The 17,030-nt window shown below is 34.8% G+C and carries 21 protein-coding genes and 2 tRNA genes; 19 read left to right on the top strand and 4 right to left on the bottom strand.

What is annotated here, in order from left to right:
- Window positions 1-19: 19 nt before the first annotated feature.
- Complete coding sequence (locus DCS95_RS11435) at window positions 20-610, top strand: porin family protein (protein ID WP_116770891.1); 591 nt, start codon at window positions 20-22, stop codon at window positions 608-610.
- A 70-nt stretch (window positions 611-680) separates the two neighbouring features.
- On the opposite strand, the gene DCS95_RS11430 is transcribed toward DCS95_RS11435, so the two are convergent.
- Window positions 681-1,640 (bottom strand): FKBP-type peptidyl-prolyl cis-trans isomerase, encoded by a 960-nt coding sequence (locus DCS95_RS11430; protein ID WP_116770890.1) that lies wholly within the window; start codon window positions 1,638-1,640, stop codon window positions 681-683.
- Between the two features lie 78 nt (window positions 1,641-1,718).
- On the opposite strand from DCS95_RS11430, the gene DCS95_RS11425 reads away from it, so the two are divergent.
- Window positions 1,719-2,147 (top strand): RNA-binding S4 domain-containing protein, encoded by a 429-nt coding sequence (locus DCS95_RS11425; protein ID WP_116770889.1) that lies wholly within the window; start codon window positions 1,719-1,721, stop codon window positions 2,145-2,147.
- A gap of 48 nt (window positions 2,148-2,195) precedes the next feature.
- Window positions 2,196-2,693, top strand: a complete 498-nt coding sequence (locus DCS95_RS11420; protein WP_116770888.1) for a phosphoribosyltransferase family protein — start codon at window positions 2,196-2,198, stop codon at window positions 2,691-2,693.
- Here the strand turns inward: DCS95_RS11420 and DCS95_RS11415 are convergent.
- Window positions 2,685-3,209: a shikimate kinase gene (locus DCS95_RS11415; protein ID WP_341865187.1), complete on the bottom strand. Its 525-nt coding sequence runs from the start codon at window positions 3,207-3,209 to the stop codon at window positions 2,685-2,687. The two genes, DCS95_RS11420 and DCS95_RS11415, sit on opposite strands and share 9 nt — an antisense overlap.
- Before the next feature lie 134 nt (window positions 3,210-3,343).
- Between DCS95_RS11415 and DCS95_RS11410 the strand changes: the two genes are divergently transcribed.
- Window positions 3,344-3,419: transfer RNA gene (locus tag DCS95_RS11410), tRNA-Lys, on the top strand.
- Between the two features lie 96 nt (window positions 3,420-3,515).
- A tRNA-Lys gene (locus DCS95_RS11405) sits at window positions 3,516-3,588 on the top strand.
- 474 nt (window positions 3,589-4,062) lie between these two features.
- Here the strand turns inward: DCS95_RS11405 and DCS95_RS11400 are convergent.
- Together DCS95_RS11400 and DCS95_RS11395 are read right to left on the bottom strand one after the other, a co-directional pair.
- Window positions 4,063-4,602 carry a hypothetical protein gene (locus DCS95_RS11400; RefSeq protein WP_116770887.1) on the bottom strand — a complete coding sequence of 180 codons (540 nt, stop codon included), beginning with the start codon at window positions 4,600-4,602 and terminating at the stop codon, window positions 4,063-4,065.
- A 4-nt stretch (window positions 4,603-4,606) separates the two neighbouring features.
- Window positions 4,607-5,089, bottom strand: coding sequence for a T9SS type A sorting domain-containing protein (locus tag DCS95_RS11395; protein WP_116770886.1), 483 nt, complete (start codon window positions 5,087-5,089; stop codon window positions 4,607-4,609).
- 262 nt (window positions 5,090-5,351) lie between these two features.
- Between DCS95_RS11395 and DCS95_RS11390 the strand changes: the two genes are divergently transcribed.
- The 14 genes from DCS95_RS11390 to DCS95_RS11325 all read left to right on the top strand — a co-directional run bounded on the left by DCS95_RS11390 (window position 5,352) and on the right by DCS95_RS11325 (window position 16,973).
- Entirely contained in the window at window positions 5,352-6,443 is a 1,092-nt protein-coding gene (locus tag DCS95_RS11390) for a sensor histidine kinase (protein WP_116770885.1), read from the top strand.
- Window positions 6,443-7,762, top strand: a complete 1,320-nt coding sequence (locus DCS95_RS11385; RefSeq protein WP_116770884.1) for a sigma-54-dependent transcriptional regulator — start codon at window positions 6,443-6,445, stop codon at window positions 7,760-7,762. Before DCS95_RS11390 ends, DCS95_RS11385 begins: the two co-directional genes overlap by 1 nt.
- Before the next feature lie 215 nt (window positions 7,763-7,977).
- Complete coding sequence (locus tag DCS95_RS11380) at window positions 7,978-8,424, top strand: GreA/GreB family elongation factor (RefSeq protein WP_116770883.1); 447 nt, start codon at window positions 7,978-7,980, stop codon at window positions 8,422-8,424.
- A gap of 18 nt (window positions 8,425-8,442) precedes the next feature.
- Complete coding sequence (locus DCS95_RS11375; protein WP_116770882.1) at window positions 8,443-8,802, top strand: hypothetical protein; 360 nt, start codon at window positions 8,443-8,445, stop codon at window positions 8,800-8,802.
- 130 nt (window positions 8,803-8,932) lie between these two features.
- Window positions 8,933-9,556, top strand: coding sequence for an MCP four helix bundle domain-containing protein (locus DCS95_RS11370; protein WP_164674173.1), 624 nt, complete (start codon window positions 8,933-8,935; stop codon window positions 9,554-9,556).
- 241 nt (window positions 9,557-9,797) lie between these two features.
- Window positions 9,798-11,087: a Glu/Leu/Phe/Val family dehydrogenase gene (locus tag DCS95_RS11365; RefSeq protein ID WP_116770880.1), complete on the top strand. Its 1,290-nt coding sequence runs from the start codon at window positions 9,798-9,800 to the stop codon at window positions 11,085-11,087.
- 165 nt (window positions 11,088-11,252) lie between these two features.
- Window positions 11,253-11,672 carry a GreA/GreB family elongation factor gene (locus DCS95_RS11360; protein WP_116770879.1) on the top strand — a complete coding sequence of 140 codons (420 nt, stop codon included), beginning with the start codon at window positions 11,253-11,255 and terminating at the stop codon, window positions 11,670-11,672.
- A 128-nt stretch (window positions 11,673-11,800) separates the two neighbouring features.
- Window positions 11,801-12,649, top strand: coding sequence for a universal stress protein (locus DCS95_RS11355; protein ID WP_116770878.1), 849 nt, complete (start codon window positions 11,801-11,803; stop codon window positions 12,647-12,649).
- Window positions 12,650-12,723: 74 nt separating this feature from the next.
- Complete coding sequence (locus DCS95_RS11350) at window positions 12,724-13,974, top strand: mechanosensitive ion channel family protein (RefSeq protein WP_116770877.1); 1,251 nt, start codon at window positions 12,724-12,726, stop codon at window positions 13,972-13,974.
- A 194-nt stretch (window positions 13,975-14,168) separates the two neighbouring features.
- Window positions 14,169-14,933, top strand: a complete 765-nt coding sequence (locus tag DCS95_RS11345) for a DUF6090 family protein (protein WP_116770876.1) — start codon at window positions 14,169-14,171, stop codon at window positions 14,931-14,933.
- A 116-nt stretch (window positions 14,934-15,049) separates the two neighbouring features.
- The gene (locus DCS95_RS11340; protein ID WP_116770875.1) at window positions 15,050-15,361 is read left to right on the top strand and encodes a hypothetical protein; all 312 of its coding nucleotides are present in this window, start codon (window positions 15,050-15,052) and stop codon (window positions 15,359-15,361) included.
- Between the two features lie 382 nt (window positions 15,362-15,743).
- Entirely contained in the window at window positions 15,744-16,046 is a 303-nt protein-coding gene (locus tag DCS95_RS11335) for an ArsR/SmtB family transcription factor (RefSeq protein ID WP_116770953.1), read from the top strand.
- A gap of 44 nt (window positions 16,047-16,090) precedes the next feature.
- Window positions 16,091-16,360, top strand: a complete 270-nt coding sequence (locus DCS95_RS11330; protein ID WP_116770874.1) for a CBU_0592 family membrane protein — start codon at window positions 16,091-16,093, stop codon at window positions 16,358-16,360.
- Between the two features lie 10 nt (window positions 16,361-16,370).
- Window positions 16,371-16,973 carry a short chain dehydrogenase gene (locus DCS95_RS11325; protein WP_116770873.1) on the top strand — a complete coding sequence of 201 codons (603 nt, stop codon included), beginning with the start codon at window positions 16,371-16,373 and terminating at the stop codon, window positions 16,971-16,973.
- Window positions 16,974-17,030: the final 57 nt, after the last annotated feature.

Below are 17,030 nucleotides of genomic sequence, written 5' to 3'. Positions count from 1 at the left end.
CACTTAAAACAACAACGATATGAAAAAAACATTTTTAGTAGCTTTTTTGGCACTCTCTGGGTTTTATGGAATAGCACAGAGTGATTCTGGATTCGGAATTAAAGGGGGATTAAACTACAACGCGAACGGAGATTATTTTGAGTCTGCCGGTGACGCTGCTAGAAACCCAGATAGAAATGTAGGATACCACTTAGGGGTTTTCGGAAAAATTGGAGCATCAAAAGTTTATCTGAGACCAGAATTGGTGTATACAAAGACAAAATCTGATTATGACGATGCAGATTTTGATATGAGCAAATTAGATGTACCTGTTTTACTAGGAGTCAACGTAATAGGACCTTTACATGTTTTTGCCGGACCTGCTTTCCAGTACATTTTAGATACTGAATTTGATGGAGTTACCATTGATGATGTAGAGAATGATTTTTCTGTTGGAATGAACATTGGTGCCGGAGTAAGCTTTGGTAAACTTGGAATAGACCTACGTTACGAAAGAGGTTTTAGTGATAACGAAGCTTCATTCATTAACACTAATATTACCAATGTTGGTCCAAGTAGAATAGACACTAGGCCAGATCAATTAATATTGAGCTTGTCATTAATGTTGTAAATGAAGTAACAGAAAATAAAAAACCTCTTAAGAATTCTTAAGAGGTTTTTTTATGTTCAAAAATTCTAGATTATAGATCATTATCTAAATGATCAGGTGTACCATCACCATCTGTATCTAAGAAACCAACAAAATTACCATCGTCATCCAATTCAATTTCATCAATCGTTAAAATACCATCGCCATCATCATCATTGTCAGTATGGTTAGCTGAACGAGCAAAAATAGACTCCAAGTCTATATCGGTATTATCGTCATTAAGATTTCCATTACCGTTTAAATCTTCCAAAATTGAAGGAATTCCGTCACCATCCAAATCAGAATCCGGTTCATACGCAAAGGCATCTACCTTAAAAATTAATGGTGAATATGTCGGCACATCCGAGTTTGGAGATGAATCAAAATAAGCCAATGCAGCCGGCATAAAAATAGCGCCTATTCCATAGCCCTCATAGCTAACGGTACCATCACCATTTTCAATAGGACCGTTTCCTGTCTGAAAATTTTTCATTCCGTTACCAAAACCTTGCACAACGGTAGACAGATTAAAACGAACCGGTTGATTTGTTGAGGCGTCAAAAAGTGTACCGTCCAACAACAAACCTTCATATCTTAAAATCGAAAAATCACCAATTGTCGGCTTTCCTTCTACTATCCCTTGCCTAACGACTAAAGTATAAAGCGTTTGATCTATAATTTCATTATCATCTTCCCTGCCTAAATCTTCAGAATCGACAGTAATTGTTTGTGTAATTAAATAAGGACTATCATAAATAGATTGTTTTGTACTGTTTTCGCCAGCAATGGTGTCAAAACGTATTTTATAATCAAAACCTTCTGGGGGCGTCTCAAACTCATCTGCGTTGTAGAAATGTGTTTGTAAGAACTCAATGATTTCCGCATCATCCTCCTCAGTAACTTCACTTAACAACCTTGGCGGAACAACTTCACCAATAGCATCATCGTCATTTTTACAGGACCCTAGTATTAGTAAACCAGCTATTAACAAATAAGCATTTCTCAATTTCATCAATAATTTATTTTAAACGCGCAAGATACAATTTTCCCTTATTTTTGTTTGGAAGTTAACAAAGAAATGCCCGTCATAATGCGCATAGATAAATTCTTGTGGAGTACACGATATTTTAAAACACGTAACATTGCCACCAATGCTTGTAAAAAAGGTCATGTAAAAATAAATGGTATTACCGCCAAACCAGGTAGAGAGGTATTCCCCATGGACGAAATTGTGGCACGAAAAAATCAAATCGATTACAAATTTACGGTACTTGATATTCCACCGAGCCGCGTTGGCGCCAAATTGGTTGATATATATAGAAAGGATTCTACGCCAAAAGAAGCCTTTGAACATAATGAGCTATTACAATATTCTAAAGACTATTATCGAAAAAAAGGCATTGGCAGACCTACAAAAAAAGACCGTCGTGACATTGATGAGTTTTTAGATACTCCTACAAATGACAATAAAGAAGAAAACAGCCCTACCGAAAACTCAAGTAAAGAAATTGACGATTAGTCAAAATTTTTAAAAACATAACTATCTTTATTGTTTTAAGAACTACATATGCAACAGACCATACTTTCACACCAGCAGATTCAACATAAAATTGAGCGTATAGCCTATCAAATTTATGAAGCCAACGTTTATGAAACGGAGATTATAATAGCGGGTATAGAAGGTGGTGGGCTACAATTTGCAAAAAAAATCGTAGCAAAACTTAAAAAGATTACAGAAGCGAAAATTGTACTGTGCAAATTGTCAATGGATAAAAAGGACCCTTTATCTAGCGGAGTTACCACATCATTAACAGATGAGGAATTCGTGAATAAATCGGTAGTTATAGTCGACGATGTTCTTAATTCTGGCACTACACTGATCTATGGAGTTCACCACTTTCTCAAAACACCTCTAAAACAGCTTAAAACTGCCGTATTAGTAAATAGAAACCATAAGAAATACCCTGTAAAAGCAGATTACAAAGGAATTTCTTTATCCACTTCTTTACAAGAGCATGTAAACGTTCTTTTTGAAACTAAAAATGACAGGGTATTTTTAGACTAATTTGTTCACGATCATTTCTGCGATTTCTGTGGGCGTATTGTTATTACTCTTTATTTTATGATGTGCTTGATTGTAGAAGAAGCTTCTCTCAAACAAATGCATGCCAATAAACTCAGTTAACTTGTCGTCTTCTAAATGAGAAATCATTGGACGATGGTTTTTTTCTTTCTTTAAACGATCGGTCAGTTCATTTATACCTACATTTAAATAAAAAGAATTGGCTGTTTTTTCATTAATAAGCTCCATATTTTTTCCAAAACAAGGTGTACCTCCACCTAATGAAAGCACAAAACTATCATCAATTGAAAAAACTTTTTCAAGGTATTCTATCTCTTTTTTTCTAAAATAGATTTCTCCTTTTTCCTTAAAGATTGCAGAAACACTCATTTTTTCTCCCTCTTCAATAAAAGTGTCCAAATCTAAAAAATTAACATTCAAATGGTTAGCAACAATTCGACCTACAGTTGTTTTACCACTACCCATATAACCTACCAAAACTATTTTCACATCTTTCATTTGTACAAAATTGGACTAAATAAAAGGGTTTTCAAAAAAAAATAAATTTATCTCAAAAATGACTTGCAAAATAAAGTTAACGACGTATATTTGCACCCGCATTGAGGGAAACAAATTTCTGAAATGATGAATTTGACCTGGTAGCTCAGTTGGTAGAGCATCTCCCTTTTAAGGAGAGGGTCCTGGGTTCGAGCCCCAGCCAGGTCACCACTAAATATTAGCCTCTTCAAAAAAAAGAGGCTTTTTTATTTAAGCGTTCGAGTTGATTTATTAACTCATAGACCTTGTAAGTTCTTTTTAAATTTTGACCTGGTAGCTCAGTTGGTAGAGCATCTCCCTTTTAAGGAGAGGGTCCTGGGTTCGAGCCCCAGCCAGGTCACAAAAAACCTTCCAATATTTTATTGGAAGGTTTTTTTGTTTTTAAGGGTATGTTTAAAGAGTTTAGAATTGAATTTGTAATAACTACCAAGTAAAATATAAGATTGGTTTACTACTTTTTAATTTATCCTTTAGTTTTAAGTTGGTTAAACTTTAAATACTGTAATAACATTTAAAAATTAGTCATGCCATATTATCAATTCACTACTTATTGTTTATAAACAACAAATGAAAAACTAAAATCACTACGAGTAGCATCAAGACTCCAAGTATTTACGTTGAATTCTCTTCTTCCTGCTGTATAATACGCAACTGATGCAATACCTGGTGCAGAATGGTTAATGGTCGTTAGTACCGTCCAATTTTCTGGCTCATCTTCATTTGGTATTGTGATGTTATAAATCCCTATTGCTATTTTTTCTATGGTAAAATTCCCACTTCCTGAGTCTATGTCAGCGTTTTCCTTGATTAAACCCTAAGCAATTGGTAACGTTCCATCATCAGATATTTCATTCACAGCATTCCCATCATTTAATGTAAACTCTCCAAAAACTTGTAAATCATCAGTAGTACGGACTTCACCTATATTTTTATTCGCTATGGTATTTCCGTCAACTATCCACTGATCACTACCTGAAGTTATCGCGTATGGCACCGCCATTAATTCGGTCGTGCCCAGTTCTGAACCATTAAAAGAAACCGCTACAAACGAGGCTTCACCCCATGGTAAATTCTCATAATCACCATTACTGTCAATTCCGCTACCAATTTGCAGACTAAAAACACCATTCATATCTGTTGAAATAATATGACTTTCTTCATATTGAATAGGTGCATTGGTAGCGCCAAATTTTAATGCTATACCGATTTCAACGGATTCTTCTACCAATAATTCATTATCGGCATCTCTTACCACCCCTTGATAATTAATATAATTCTTCTGCTGTGCATTTAGTATAAAAGAGCCACACAGCATGGCAACTATTACCAGTACTGAAACGTAATTTCTTTTCATAGTTCTATTTTTTAATCAGTTTATATTCTTTGATTTCCGTTCTTTCTGCTACGTATAATCTTAATACATAGACCCCATTGGCATGTGTAGTCATGTCAATTTCATTTTCGGTATTCCCAGTATCAAAAAACTGTGATGATACTTTTTGCCCGTGTATGGCAAAGAGCTCCATACCGTCAATACTACTTTCAGGAGAAGTAACCGTAACACTTTCAATAACAGGGTTAGGGTATACCAGTATTTCTATATCATCTTCTTCAAGACTTAACGGTATAATCAAAAGACTATAACCTGTCCAAAATCCTTGATCAACAGCGTCATCCCCAGCTATTAAACCAACTAAAGGTTCACCTACTGTAAACCCTACAGAAATATCAGCATTACCTAAGGTATTTCCTTGGCTTGCAACCACACTTCGGTCTATCGATTGCGCAATGGAGCATATACTATAGAACAAACATGTATATAGAAGTAGTTGTCTTTTCATTATAGTTCAGTTTTAGATTAATGTTTGACAAACGAAATAGGTTAACATTGTTCTGAACTATTTTTATGAATACAACATATTCATGTTGAACGCAAACAAAAACACAAATAAAGTGGATAGAAGTATTACCCCTATCCACTTTATACAAAATGATTTTATGTGCTTTAAATTATCGTAAGACTTTAAAGATTTAAATATTCGTTAATACATTTCCCGCCAAATATTGTTCATCTTTATATATCAAACTTGAAATGGAATATCTATGAACACAGTAGAGGCTAAATTAAAAGAGCGTGTAAAAGAACTTACCTGTCTTTATGAGGTCACCTCTATTATTGTAAATGCAGATTATGACCAAATAGAAGCGACACTTGAAGCTATTGTCTACTGCTTAAAAAGAGCATGGCAATTTGAAGAAGTGACCGAAGTCTTTTTGAGTGTAGGTAAATGCACGGTTAAAACGGATGATTACAAACCAACAATGGTATGTTTATCATCAAAAATTAAAGTATTTAATAAATTGGAAGGTGAAGTAGTAGTGGGCTACCCTTCGGATAAGTATTCGCTAGACGACTTTTTAATTGAAGAGCAGACCCTATTGAACAACGTTGCCCTAGACATAGGTAATCTTATAGAACGCAAGCAAATACGTGATAGCGAAGCACTAACCAGAAGACAGATTGAAAGAGCTGACCGTTTACATATATTAGGTGAAATTACCGCGGGTATTGCGCATGAGTTAAATACACCGCTTGCCAATATACTCGGCTTTGCCGAATTACTAGCGGAGAAAATGACAGACCAACAGGCTGTTAGGGATCTTGAAAAAATAATGGACAGTGCCATTTTCAGTAGAGAAATCGTAAAAAAACTAATGTTCTTTGCTTGCGAAATGCCACAGGAAATGCAAAGGGTAAAATTGATTCCAATTGTTACCAGCGTCATTAAGTTATTGGCACCATCTTTACGTGATAAAAAAATAAAACTGGTAACAACTTTTGAAAATGAAGACCTAGAATTAAAGGCAGACACGGTGCAATTGACACAGGTAATGTTCAATCTCATTATGAATGCCATTTATTACTCCCCAGAAAATGGCACTATTACAGTCAAGGTTTTAGATACCGAAAGCCATATTCTTTTAAAGATCGCCGATCAGGGCGATGGTATACCTACAGAATTGGGGGATAAGGTGTTTGAACCCTTTTTCACTACTAAACCCATTGGCGAGGGCACCGGACTAGGTCTTAGTGTGGTACACGGTATTATCACGAGCCATAAAGGTAGTATAGAGCATAGTAAAAACACCCCTAAAGGCACTATATTTACGGTTGACTTTCCAAAATTAAACTGATGGATTTGCGCAAAGAGAACATATTAATAGTAGATGACGATATAGATATATTAGAGCTTTTGCAACGACATTTACAAGCTATGGACTACCATACCTACAAAGCTGTGTCTGTAAAGGAAGCCCTGTTTATTCTTAAAGATACTTATATTGATTTGCTCATTACCGATATTCAAATGCCGGAAATTGACGGATTACAATTATTGAAGTTTACAAACGAACATTACCCAGAGATACCGAAATTAGTGGTAACCGGTTATCCCTCGGTAGAAGATTCATTAGAAGTCATAAAATCTGGCGCAACGGATTATTTGACCAAACCATTTACGAAGTCCGAACTAAAAAAAGCTATTGAAAAAGCATTTGAACAAAATGCTACTCGAAAGAATAGAACTGTCCCTTCAACACATACCAACCTCTATTCGGATATGGTGGGCGAATCGGCCGCTTTTAAAAAAGTAACGAATATTATTGAGCGCGTAAAGGACAATAAAGCTACTATTATTATAACGGGCGAAAGTGGCACGGGAAAAGAACTAGTGGCAAGAGCCATACATTATTCCGGCAAATTTTCTAGGGAGCCTTTTATTGCGGTCAATTGCGGTGCCATACCAGAAAACCTGCAAGAGGCAGAACTTTTCGGATACATAAAAGGTGCCTTTACAGGGGCTAATGAAAATAGAAACGGTTTCTTTCAAGCAGCCAAAGGTGGCACACTGTTTTTAGATGAAATAGGCACAGCATCACTTGCCGTACAGACCAAATTACTTAGAGCTTTACAAGAAAAAGAAATTACACGTGTAGGATCGCAAAAAGTGGAAAAGGTAGATATAAGAATAATAGCTGCGACCAATGCAAATTTAAAGGACGAGATAAAGAATGGCACGTTTAGAGAAGATTTATATTATCGACTAACTGTAGTTGAAATTAAAGTACCACCACTACGGGAAAGAAAATCTGATATTGCTATCCTCACAGAAAAATTCATTCGGAAATATGGTATTGAATTTAAAGACCGTTTATTACGTATTGCCCCCGAAGCGCTTCAAATTTTAGAGCGATATAACTGGCCCGGTAATATTAGAGAGCTTGAAAACATAGTTCAGCGTGCCGTAATAATGTGCGATGGCATCATTAAAGTAAAGGACTTACCGGATATTTTAAAATATCAAATCAACTTCCCTGAAGATGAATTGCGTCCCTTGCATGAAATGGAAAAAGAATACATTCGGCGTGTATTGGCGCATACAGAAGGTAACAAGACCAAAGCCGCACAAATTCTACAAATAGATCGTAAAACCCTTCGTGAAAAGTTGAAGTAAAATCGGGGAAAATATACCCGATTGGGGAATTTTTACCCACTTCTAAAAGTGTGTCAAAATATTTATAAATATTTAAATATTTGATTTTCAGATATTTAATCACAACAACCCAAAATATCTCTTTTTAGGGCATACCAATTGCATTTTCTATTGCGAACAAAAAAGCTACAAGACCTTTTTTAAGGATTCAAGTAGAATTATTAAAAATGCAGTAGATGAAATACGGTAGTCTAGTTTTAGAAGAGAGCGAATTCTTGGCGATTAAAAAACACCTTGAGAACAACCTTTCTATTGAAGATTATGCCCATAAGAACGTACTAGAAATTCTAGCTCAGAATATGGCCATGGCCATGGTATTGAATACTGCAGATATTCCATTTGATATTGTAACAATTAATTCAACCATTAAGGTTACCGGAGCATCGGGCGTTCATCAAACTTTTAAAATTGTGCCTCCTGAGCAGAATGATGTAAAGCAGCATAAAATTTCTGTGGTCAGCAGTTTAGGAGCATCGGTTATTGGTCGCGCCGTAGGTGATAGAATTTCATTTGGGCTACCAGGTGAGATAATGTCTTTGGTAATCGAAAAAGTAAATCAGCCGAACACAGCCAACAAAACCACAACTAAAGTTCAATCGACCACAATAGAAAAAATTCATTAACTCTAAAATCAATTAATTATGTTAAAATACGCAATCGCACTATTATTCTCAGTAAGTCTATTAAACGCACAAGACAATGTTACAACACAAACAGAAGTCAATGTTGGTGATGTTTTAGAAATAGGCAAACCAGAATCGAACAAATACAAGCACATAGATTTCCCAAGAGAAAACTTCATTATTAAACGTGGTGGCATAGCCAATTATAGAAGTGCTCATGGCGAAAAAGTAGTTGTTACCGCAGTTAAGCTAAAAAAGGACGGTACAACACAGATTAAAATAAAGAGAAATGATGGCAACCGTTTCTTTGGCAGTCATACGGTAGTAACCGCAGATTACAAAGACGCTATCAGCTCTGGTGAATTACAAATTTTATAAGCTCTTTTTAGTTGGTTGATGCAATCCACTTGGCATCTATAAATAAGTTGGCTGATTTATTAAGATAACGCCGAGTGGATTCATTTTTACAATCATTAGTACAATCTCAATATCAAAACAGAAACCTATTATGTTTTCAAAATTAAAAACACAACAAAGAATGCATGCCATCTTTATATTAGGCATCACCTTCTTATTGGTTTTAGGTTCAAATAGATTGTACCAAAGGCATTTTTCTACACTACAAACCACTGTAAATACTGTTTATGAAGACAGAGTAAAGGTTCAAGACTATATCTATGAGTTAAATAACATTTTTCATGAAAAAAAATTTGAACTCCTAACAGAGAATAATTTTGTTATTAGCAAAGAAAACAATGTAAGGGCTGAAAAACTATTGGACGAAGTTGCTCTAACAGAACTTACCAATAAAGAATATACAGCCTTAAACGAGTTGAAAAGTCATTTCAACAAATTAAAAACATTGGAGACCAAAGAACTTCAATCTAACAATGGTCTTCAAAGTACTAACCGATCAAATTCTTTAGAAACACTTGCCCAGATCAGTACCAATTTAAATACGCTGGCAAAAATACAATTAGAAGAGAGCAAGCAACTAACACAACTTTCTAACAAAACTTTAGACAATAATATACTAATGTCAAAACTGGCATTTGCCCTTCTGATTCTTATTGGCATTACACTGCTATTATTAATTTTTTATCCTGTAAAGTCACAGCCAGTTTTTGAATAACGAACAACAGTAAGAACATTTTAATACATCATAATATGGGCTCGATGAAAAATTATATGCGGAGCATATGCTCAACCTGCACACACATTTCTTATTGTTCAATAACAAGAGATAAAAATAGCATTTATGCGTGCAGTGAATATTATCATTTTTTGGATAACACCAATGAAGCCACATTGGTGATTTCCAACGAATTGTCAAGTAACGAAGAAAAAAGAAAATTAGTCTTAAACTAAAAAGAATGATAGCAAAAGTAGCGCCCAAAAAAGCACCTAAACAAGGTATGCTAGAAAATGTAATGCGGCAGTTTGATAATGCCGCAGACATTATTGACCTTAATAAGAACATTAGAAAAATTCTTGAGGTCACCAATAATGAATTTGTTGTTCACTTTCCTGTAAGAATGGACAATGGTGAAGTTGAAATATTTACCGGTTACCGCGTTCAACACAATAACTCATTAGGGCCATATAAAGGCGGACTTCGTTATCACCCTACGGTAGATATCGATGCTGCAAAGGCTTTGGCAATGTGGATGACCTGGAAAACCTCATTGGCAGGTTTGCCCTATGGCGGCGCTAAAGGAGGCATACAGTTAGACCCGACAAAATATTCAGATTCTGAATTAGAACGTATTACCAGAAGGTTTACCTATGCCTTAGGAGACAATATCGGTCCGGAATTGGATATACCCGCCCCAGATGTGAATACCAATTCGCAAACCATGGCTTGGATACTTGACACGTACATGTCTACCAAATCGCCGGCGGAACGTTCTACCAATATGCACGTAGTTACTGGTAAACCTATTGGTGCCGGTGGATCTAAAGGAAGGGACAGGGCTACCGGCTACGGAGTTTTCTTGACCATTAAATTTTGGGCAAAAAATAACAATGTAGACCTAAAGAACAAGAAGTTTATTGTACAAGGTTTTGGTAACGTAGGTTACTGGGCCGCTTATTTTTTGGTAAAGGAAGGAGCTCTGTTGACTGCAGTACAAGACGCCTATGGCAGTATAGTCAATGAAGATGGTATTGACGTAGACCAATTACTGGCCTACAGCCAAGGGAACAAAGGAAGCATATTAGGATTCTCAAAAGCCAGAACCATTGACAACGCAGATTTCTTCTCTTTAGATTGTGATATCTGTATTCCTGCTGCACTAGGTAATCAGATTACGGCGAAGAACGCCAATAAAATAAAGGCATATTTAATTGCCGAAGGTGCTAACGGACCAACCGATGTAGATGCCGAGAACATCCTATTAAAAAAATGTATAGACATTATTCCAGATATTCTTTGCAACTCCGGTGGGGTTATAGGAAGTTACTTTGAATGGCTACAAAACCGTAACGGCGAAATATGGTCTTTGGAAGAGGTGATGGAAAAGTTAGAAAAGAAAATGTTGACGTCTTTTACCACGGTAATAGAAACCTCTAAAAAAAGAAATGTTGATATGCGCACCGCTGCTTTCATCATTGCTATTGAAAGATTAGAGGAAGCTTATGTACAACGAGGTATTTTTCCTTGATCTGTAGTAATTGACCAAAAAACGATAAAGAATTTTAATACATAAAACTGCCACAAAGAGCGTGGTCGAAATTATTTGAAATAAGCTAGCTACTGTTCTCGGCTGCGCTTAGAATGGCAAGGAACATTATTTTAAAATTCAATTTACAATCATAAAATACAGCATATGAAGTACGGAAATCTGGTTATAGAAAAAAAGGAATTTGTAGTACTAAAGCGATTAATGAACCTATCTGGTTATTACAAAGATGACACCCTACGTAAATCTGTTAGAAAGCTGGCATCAGAATTAGAGACTGCCATAATTTTGGATGCGACCGATATGCACGATGATGTTATACGCTTTAATACTTTGGTTACGATAGTTTCGGAAAGTGGATGGCACAAGAAATTTAAACTGGTACTGCCTACCGATAGTGATATAAAAAACAACAAAATATCTATACTTACCCCAATGGGCGCTGCAGTAATGGGCTATAGTGAAGGCGATTCGGTATTATGGGAATTTCCATCCGGAGAACAAAAACTAACCATTGAGAAAGTAGAACAAGAGAATGAACATATAAACCTCAACATGGTATTATAACGACAACACAATGGTATTACATATGTGAATACAATGAAGAAAACATAATATCAAAAGATGAGTACACCAAGGTCTAATACGAACCCGTACTATTAAAAAGAGCACAAACAAAAACTAAAACAAACCATATGGAAAATAGTATTTTAATACCCACAGATTTCTCAAATAATTCATGGAATGCCATACTTTACGCCATAAAATTATTTGAAGACAGAAAGTGCTCTTTTTATATATTACACACCTATTCGAAAGAAACTTATGGGCTAGATAGTTTATCCTTACTTGATCCTGATGAGGCATTCAATAAAATGTCGGCTATTAAATCTAAGGAAAAGCTTAGGGAGTTAATCGCTAAAATATCCCATTTAAATAAAAATGAAAACCATAAATTTCATGCGGTTTCGGAGTCAATATCATTATTGAGCGCAGTTAAGAATTTGAATAAAAAAATTCAGTTCGACCTTATTGTTTTAGGTGCAAAAGGTTTGGCTAATAAAAATGAAGCTTCTTACGGACAACATACCTTGGATATATTGAAAAACGTAAGGGAAAATCCCATTTTAATAGTTCCCGGCAACGTTAATTTTGATCAGCCCAAAGAAATTGTGTTAACCACAAACTTTAAAACCAATATCAAAAAATCTGAAATTAAATATTTGGTACAGTTAGCCAAATTAAGCAATGCCAGCATACAGGTGTTGAGCATGGAGCAACCTAATAGTTTATCGTTTACCCAAAAAAGAAACAAAGTGCAAATACGCAAACAATTAAAAGGCGTAGCGCACAGTTTCACCACTATGCGCAACGTAAAAATTGCTACCGCGGTGAATTGTTTTGTAGCAATAAGGCATTCTAACATGATCAGCTATGTAGATAAAAAGCCATCATTTTGGGATCGTCTCAATTTTGGCAGAATATCGCTTAACAATTTGGGTTACTATGCAGATGTACCAGTATTGGCTATACATAGCAAATGATAAAATTACCTTAACTGCTTCGGGTTCTTACTTAGGCAAATTGTACCTTTGCCGAGCATAAAAAGAACCTGATAATGAACGACGATTTTCATAGAATACTCTTTAATTATCTTGTGGAAGCGGGTCTTAGCGATACTGCGGCATCATACCTAAATTTAGCCATACTATTAGTCATTGCTTTGGTATTGGCGTGGTTCTTGGACCTCTTAATCTGGAAAGTACTACGTTCCCTATCACTGAAGTTAGCAAGAAAATCGAAAACCAATTTCGATAATTTTTTAGTGGCGAATAGAGTACCGAGGTATTTGGCGCACATTATCCCTTTAAGTACACTTATAGAATTTGTGCCATTTGGCTTTATAGGTTTTGATTTTGCAGCTGAAATAACCATGAAATTTCTACATGTGCTTTTTGTAATCTTAGCACTGTATGTGGTTAAAAGTGTGTTTACCAGTATCAATGATTATCTAAAGACCAAGCCAAGGTTTAGAGATAAGCCTATGGGGAGTTACATACAGGTATTTATGATCTTTGCCTGGGTGGTAGGCATATTTACCATTTTCGCCATTATAACAGAAATTAAGGTTTGGAAATTCTTTACCGCTCTTGGTGCGGGGTCTGCAGTTATACTTTTAATTTTTAAGGATTCCATTTTGGGGCTAGTTGCCAGTATACAGGTAAGCATTAACGATATGGTACGTATTGGCGACTGGATCAGTTTTGACAAATTCGGGGCAGATGGCGATGTTATAGAAATATCTTTGGCAACGGTAAAAGTGCAGAATTTTGATAAGACCATTACCACCATACCTACCTATGCCTTAATATCCGATTCTTTTAAGAACTGGCGTGGCATGCAAGATTCTGGCGGTAGACGTATAAAACGAGCCTTGATCATAAGTCAAAAAAGTATACGCTTTCTTTCAGAAACAGATATAGCGGAGTTTGAAAAAATACAATTAATAGCACCGTACCTTAAAACAAGAAACGAGCAGATCAATTCTTACAACACTTCTAACGACATCAATAAAGAACTCGCTATAAACGGCAGAAATTTGACCAACATAGGCGTGTTCAGAAAATACGTAAACGATTATTTAGAAAACCATTCTGCCGTAAATAAAGGTATGACCTTAATGGTACGTCAATTACCCCCAACTCCGCAAGGTATACCCTTAGAAGTCTATGCGTTTAGCTCAGATAAACGATGGGAAAACTATGAATATGTAATGGCAGATATCTTTGATCACCTACTGGCCGCCCTACCCTATTTTCACTTACAGGTTTATGAAATTCCGGTGCCTTCCATTTCCGTTGAAAATTAATTTTTTTATAGCGATATTCTATTGAGCAAAATATATAAAAACAAATATAACGGCTTGTAATAATTATTGCTCAACGGCTATATATTTCAAAAGCCCTTAGTTATTGAATTTCAAGGAAAATTGTATCTTTCTTACAAATAACGCCTATTGCATTTTTTTATGTGTTGTACTTCTTTATGAACAACCTTTAACCAATGATAAAATTCTTTAGAAAAATAAGGCAAAAATTACTATCTGATAATAACTTCAGCAAATATCTAATTTATGCAATAGGAGAAATAATTCTTGTTGTTATTGGAATTTTGATTGCTCTTGCCATCAATAACATGAATCAAAATCGGGTTATTCAAGAAAAAGAGCAAACGTATTTGAATGGTTTAAGAGCAGAATTTCAAATCAGTAAAGTTAAATTAAGTGAATTGATTGAAGTTAACAAAAGTAATTTCCAAGGAGCAAAGAAGTTATTAAAATATGTTGGTAATAAAAATGAATCACCATCGGAAAAGCATTTTTCTGAATTATTGTTCAATGCATTTTCATCTGATATTTCTTTTAACCCTAACAACTCCCTTTTACACGAGATAATAAACTCTGGGAGCTTGAAAGACATTTCAAATAATGACTTAAGAATACAACTTACCAATTGGATTTCAACAATAGAAGATGTCTCAAAACAGGAAAATGAACTTGGCATCCAAAGGGAAAAAGTTCTTGACATTTTTAGAACAAATGATAACAGTCTGAGAACAATCTTTGACCTAACCGGTGTAAACCAAGAAATAGGTTTACAAAAAACAGAGCAGAATATTAGTAATCTAGAACTATTAAATTCGAGGAAGTTTGAAAATAATATTTTAATGTTTGTGCTAACAGCTAAGGCAATGGAAAAAGCACATTATCAACCCCTAATGGAAGATTTAGATTCTATTTTAAAACTGATTGAGAATGAAATAAAATAATGTGAGTATAATATCACATAAAAAAAATGCCTAATTAATTGGTTTTTAAATAATTCAAAGCTCAGTGGAACGGCCAATGAAAATTATAAAAAAAGCATGTTTTCAATTAAGCCGGAATGATCAAAACTCAATTCATTGATAATGCCGATTTCTCGAATATTCCAGAATATGTATTCCGTTATGAGAGAGACAGCTTAAATCAATGGCAATCTGTTGAAGGTCATCGGATGGATGAAGTAATTGGAGCTGGAGGTATCTATCTTAGATTGAATGATTATGCTAATTATATTGAGAAACTGCGTAATAAATCTCTATTAACTAAAGAATCACATGAATTAATTTTCAAGCCAATTTCAATGAACATCGAATTGCATTCAGAAGATTTAAAAAGTCTATTAGATAAAGAATCATCCTATGCGATGGGTTAGGAAGTGACTGATTCATTAGCTCTTTCAACCGGACTTTGGTATGGGACAAATACTTTCGTGATTTATGACCGAAAGCTCCCCTTAACAATTGTAATGCTTTTAAATAACAACGACTTTTTTAAGCATAGACTAGTAGACAAAACTTATTCAATTGTATAGGATTACTTCTTTAATACTACCAACAATCTACTATAGCTAACACTAGCATACCTACAAAAAACTTCACAGATTTTTCATTGGCTTTGTATTTACGAAATTAGATGCTTGAACATCGTAACTAGCTTTATACGAACTTGTTAACAACCAACTATATAAACATTGCACTTCAAATATTATTATGCTTTCATTTTTATATATCGAGAATTATAGATATATTAAAGGTATGAATTTGAAAATAGCGACAGAAATCGGTAAATGTTTATCGAACCAAACCAGGTTTCAGATATTAGAATGGTTGAAAGAACCAGAGAAACATTTTCCGCCACACGAGACATTAAAGCATTTTAATGATGGTGTTTGTGTTACCTATATTCAAGAAAAAGCTGGATTATCACAGTCGACCATTTCAACTTATCTAACCAATATGGAAAAGTGCGGACTTTTAATATCAACAAGACACGGAAAATGGTCTTACTTAAAAAGGAATGAAAAGACAATTAAGGAGTTTACTGATTTTTTAACGTAAAAAAATTTACGATTACATATCGACATTTCGCAATATAACAAACTATGAAGTTATTAATTGACATTTTAGGTTGGTCTGGTTCAGGGTTAATAATCCTTGCCTATGCCCTAACCTTAATTGAAAATAAAAAGTATGTAGATTATGGTAAGTATTTGAACTTGCTAGGAGGACTTTTAATAGCTATAAACTGTTATTACTATAATGCAATTCCACCATTTGTAACTAATTTACTTTGGAGTGTCATTGCAACTTTAACGATATATAAGTCAAGAAATAAAAAAGAGAAATGCAACAAGACTAAATGTTTAACGTAAAAATAAAAAAATGAAAATTTTAATAATTGGAGGAAACGGAACAGTAGGAAAAACTGTTGTTTCACATTTTAAAGAAAAAAACGAAATTTTAATCGCTGGACGAACCAATGGAGATGTGAATGTCGATATAGCCGATAGTAGTTCAATAAAATCAATGTTTGATGACATTGGAAAAGTGGATGCTATAATTTGTATCGCTGGAGAAGCCAAATGGGCTGATTTTAATGAACTTACCGAAGATGATTATTACATAGGTTTGAAAAGTAAATTAATGGGGCAAGTAAACCTTGTACGCATCGGACAGAATTATTTAAATTCAAATGGTTCCATAACTCTTTCCACAGGAATTTTAGCAGATGATCCAGTTGTAAAAACAACAAGTGCTGCAATGGTAAATGGTGGAATTCATAGTTTTGTACAAGCGGTTGCACTTGAAATTGAAAACGGAATTAGAGTAAATGTTGTTTCTTCTGGAATGGTAGAAGATGCTTACGACAAATACAAAGACTATTTTCCAGGACACAATCCGATACCAATGAAAAAAGTAATTAACGGCTATGTAAGAAGTGTAAACGGAAAAGGAAATGGCGAAATAATTAGAATTTACGATTGAAAAAGCCAGTAGTCAACACCTCGTTTAATTTATTGCTAACACTAGCATACCTACAAA

This window comes from Maribacter litoralis, from assembly GCF_003075045.1.
Lineage (GTDB): Bacteria > Bacteroidota > Bacteroidia > Flavobacteriales > Flavobacteriaceae > Maribacter > Maribacter litoralis.
The sequence above is the reverse complement of the archived record's forward strand: the minus strand, read 5'-3'. Positions and strand labels throughout refer to the sequence as shown.

What these genes read in the sequence shown, in the direction of transcription:
- DCS95_RS11435 (WP_116770891.1), top strand. Translation starts at nt 20, where the DNA reads ATGAAAAAAACATTTTTAGTAGCTTTTTTGGCACTCTCTGGGTTTTAT.
- DCS95_RS11430 (WP_116770890.1), bottom strand. Translation starts at nt 1,640, where the DNA reads ATGAAATTGAGAAATGCTTATTTGTTAATAGCTGGTTTACTAATACTA.
- DCS95_RS11425 (WP_116770889.1), top strand. Translation starts at nt 1,719, where the DNA reads ATGCGCATAGATAAATTCTTGTGGAGTACACGATATTTTAAAACACGT.
- DCS95_RS11420 (WP_116770888.1), top strand. Translation starts at nt 2,196, where the DNA reads ATGCAACAGACCATACTTTCACACCAGCAGATTCAACATAAAATTGAG.
- DCS95_RS11415 (WP_341865187.1), bottom strand. Translation starts at nt 3,209, where the DNA reads ATGAAAGATGTGAAAATAGTTTTGGTAGGTTATATGGGTAGTGGTAAA.
- DCS95_RS11400 (WP_116770887.1), bottom strand. Translation starts at nt 4,602, where the DNA reads ATGAAAAGAAATTACGTTTCAGTACTGGTAATAGTTGCCATGCTGTGT.
- DCS95_RS11395 (WP_116770886.1), bottom strand. Translation starts at nt 5,089, where the DNA reads ATGAAAAGACAACTACTTCTATATACATGTTTGTTCTATAGTATATGC.
- DCS95_RS11390 (WP_116770885.1), top strand. Translation starts at nt 5,352, where the DNA reads ATGAACACAGTAGAGGCTAAATTAAAAGAGCGTGTAAAAGAACTTACC.
- DCS95_RS11385 (WP_116770884.1), top strand. Translation starts at nt 6,443, where the DNA reads ATGGATTTGCGCAAAGAGAACATATTAATAGTAGATGACGATATAGAT.
- DCS95_RS11380 (WP_116770883.1), top strand. Translation starts at nt 7,978, where the DNA reads ATGAAATACGGTAGTCTAGTTTTAGAAGAGAGCGAATTCTTGGCGATT.
- DCS95_RS11375 (WP_116770882.1), top strand. Translation starts at nt 8,443, where the DNA reads ATGTTAAAATACGCAATCGCACTATTATTCTCAGTAAGTCTATTAAAC.
- DCS95_RS11370 (WP_164674173.1), top strand. Translation starts at nt 8,933, where the DNA reads ATGTTTTCAAAATTAAAAACACAACAAAGAATGCATGCCATCTTTATA.
- DCS95_RS11365 (WP_116770880.1), top strand. Translation starts at nt 9,798, where the DNA reads ATGATAGCAAAAGTAGCGCCCAAAAAAGCACCTAAACAAGGTATGCTA.
- DCS95_RS11360 (WP_116770879.1), top strand. Translation starts at nt 11,253, where the DNA reads ATGAAGTACGGAAATCTGGTTATAGAAAAAAAGGAATTTGTAGTACTA.
- DCS95_RS11355 (WP_116770878.1), top strand. Translation starts at nt 11,801, where the DNA reads ATGGAAAATAGTATTTTAATACCCACAGATTTCTCAAATAATTCATGG.
- DCS95_RS11350 (WP_116770877.1), top strand. Translation starts at nt 12,724, where the DNA reads ATGAACGACGATTTTCATAGAATACTCTTTAATTATCTTGTGGAAGCG.
- DCS95_RS11345 (WP_116770876.1), top strand. Translation starts at nt 14,169, where the DNA reads ATGATAAAATTCTTTAGAAAAATAAGGCAAAAATTACTATCTGATAAT.
- DCS95_RS11340 (WP_116770875.1), top strand. Translation starts at nt 15,050, where the DNA reads ATGATCAAAACTCAATTCATTGATAATGCCGATTTCTCGAATATTCCA.
- DCS95_RS11335 (WP_116770953.1), top strand. Translation starts at nt 15,744, where the DNA reads ATGAATTTGAAAATAGCGACAGAAATCGGTAAATGTTTATCGAACCAA.
- DCS95_RS11330 (WP_116770874.1), top strand. Translation starts at nt 16,091, where the DNA reads ATGAAGTTATTAATTGACATTTTAGGTTGGTCTGGTTCAGGGTTAATA.
- DCS95_RS11325 (WP_116770873.1), top strand. Translation starts at nt 16,371, where the DNA reads ATGAAAATTTTAATAATTGGAGGAAACGGAACAGTAGGAAAAACTGTT.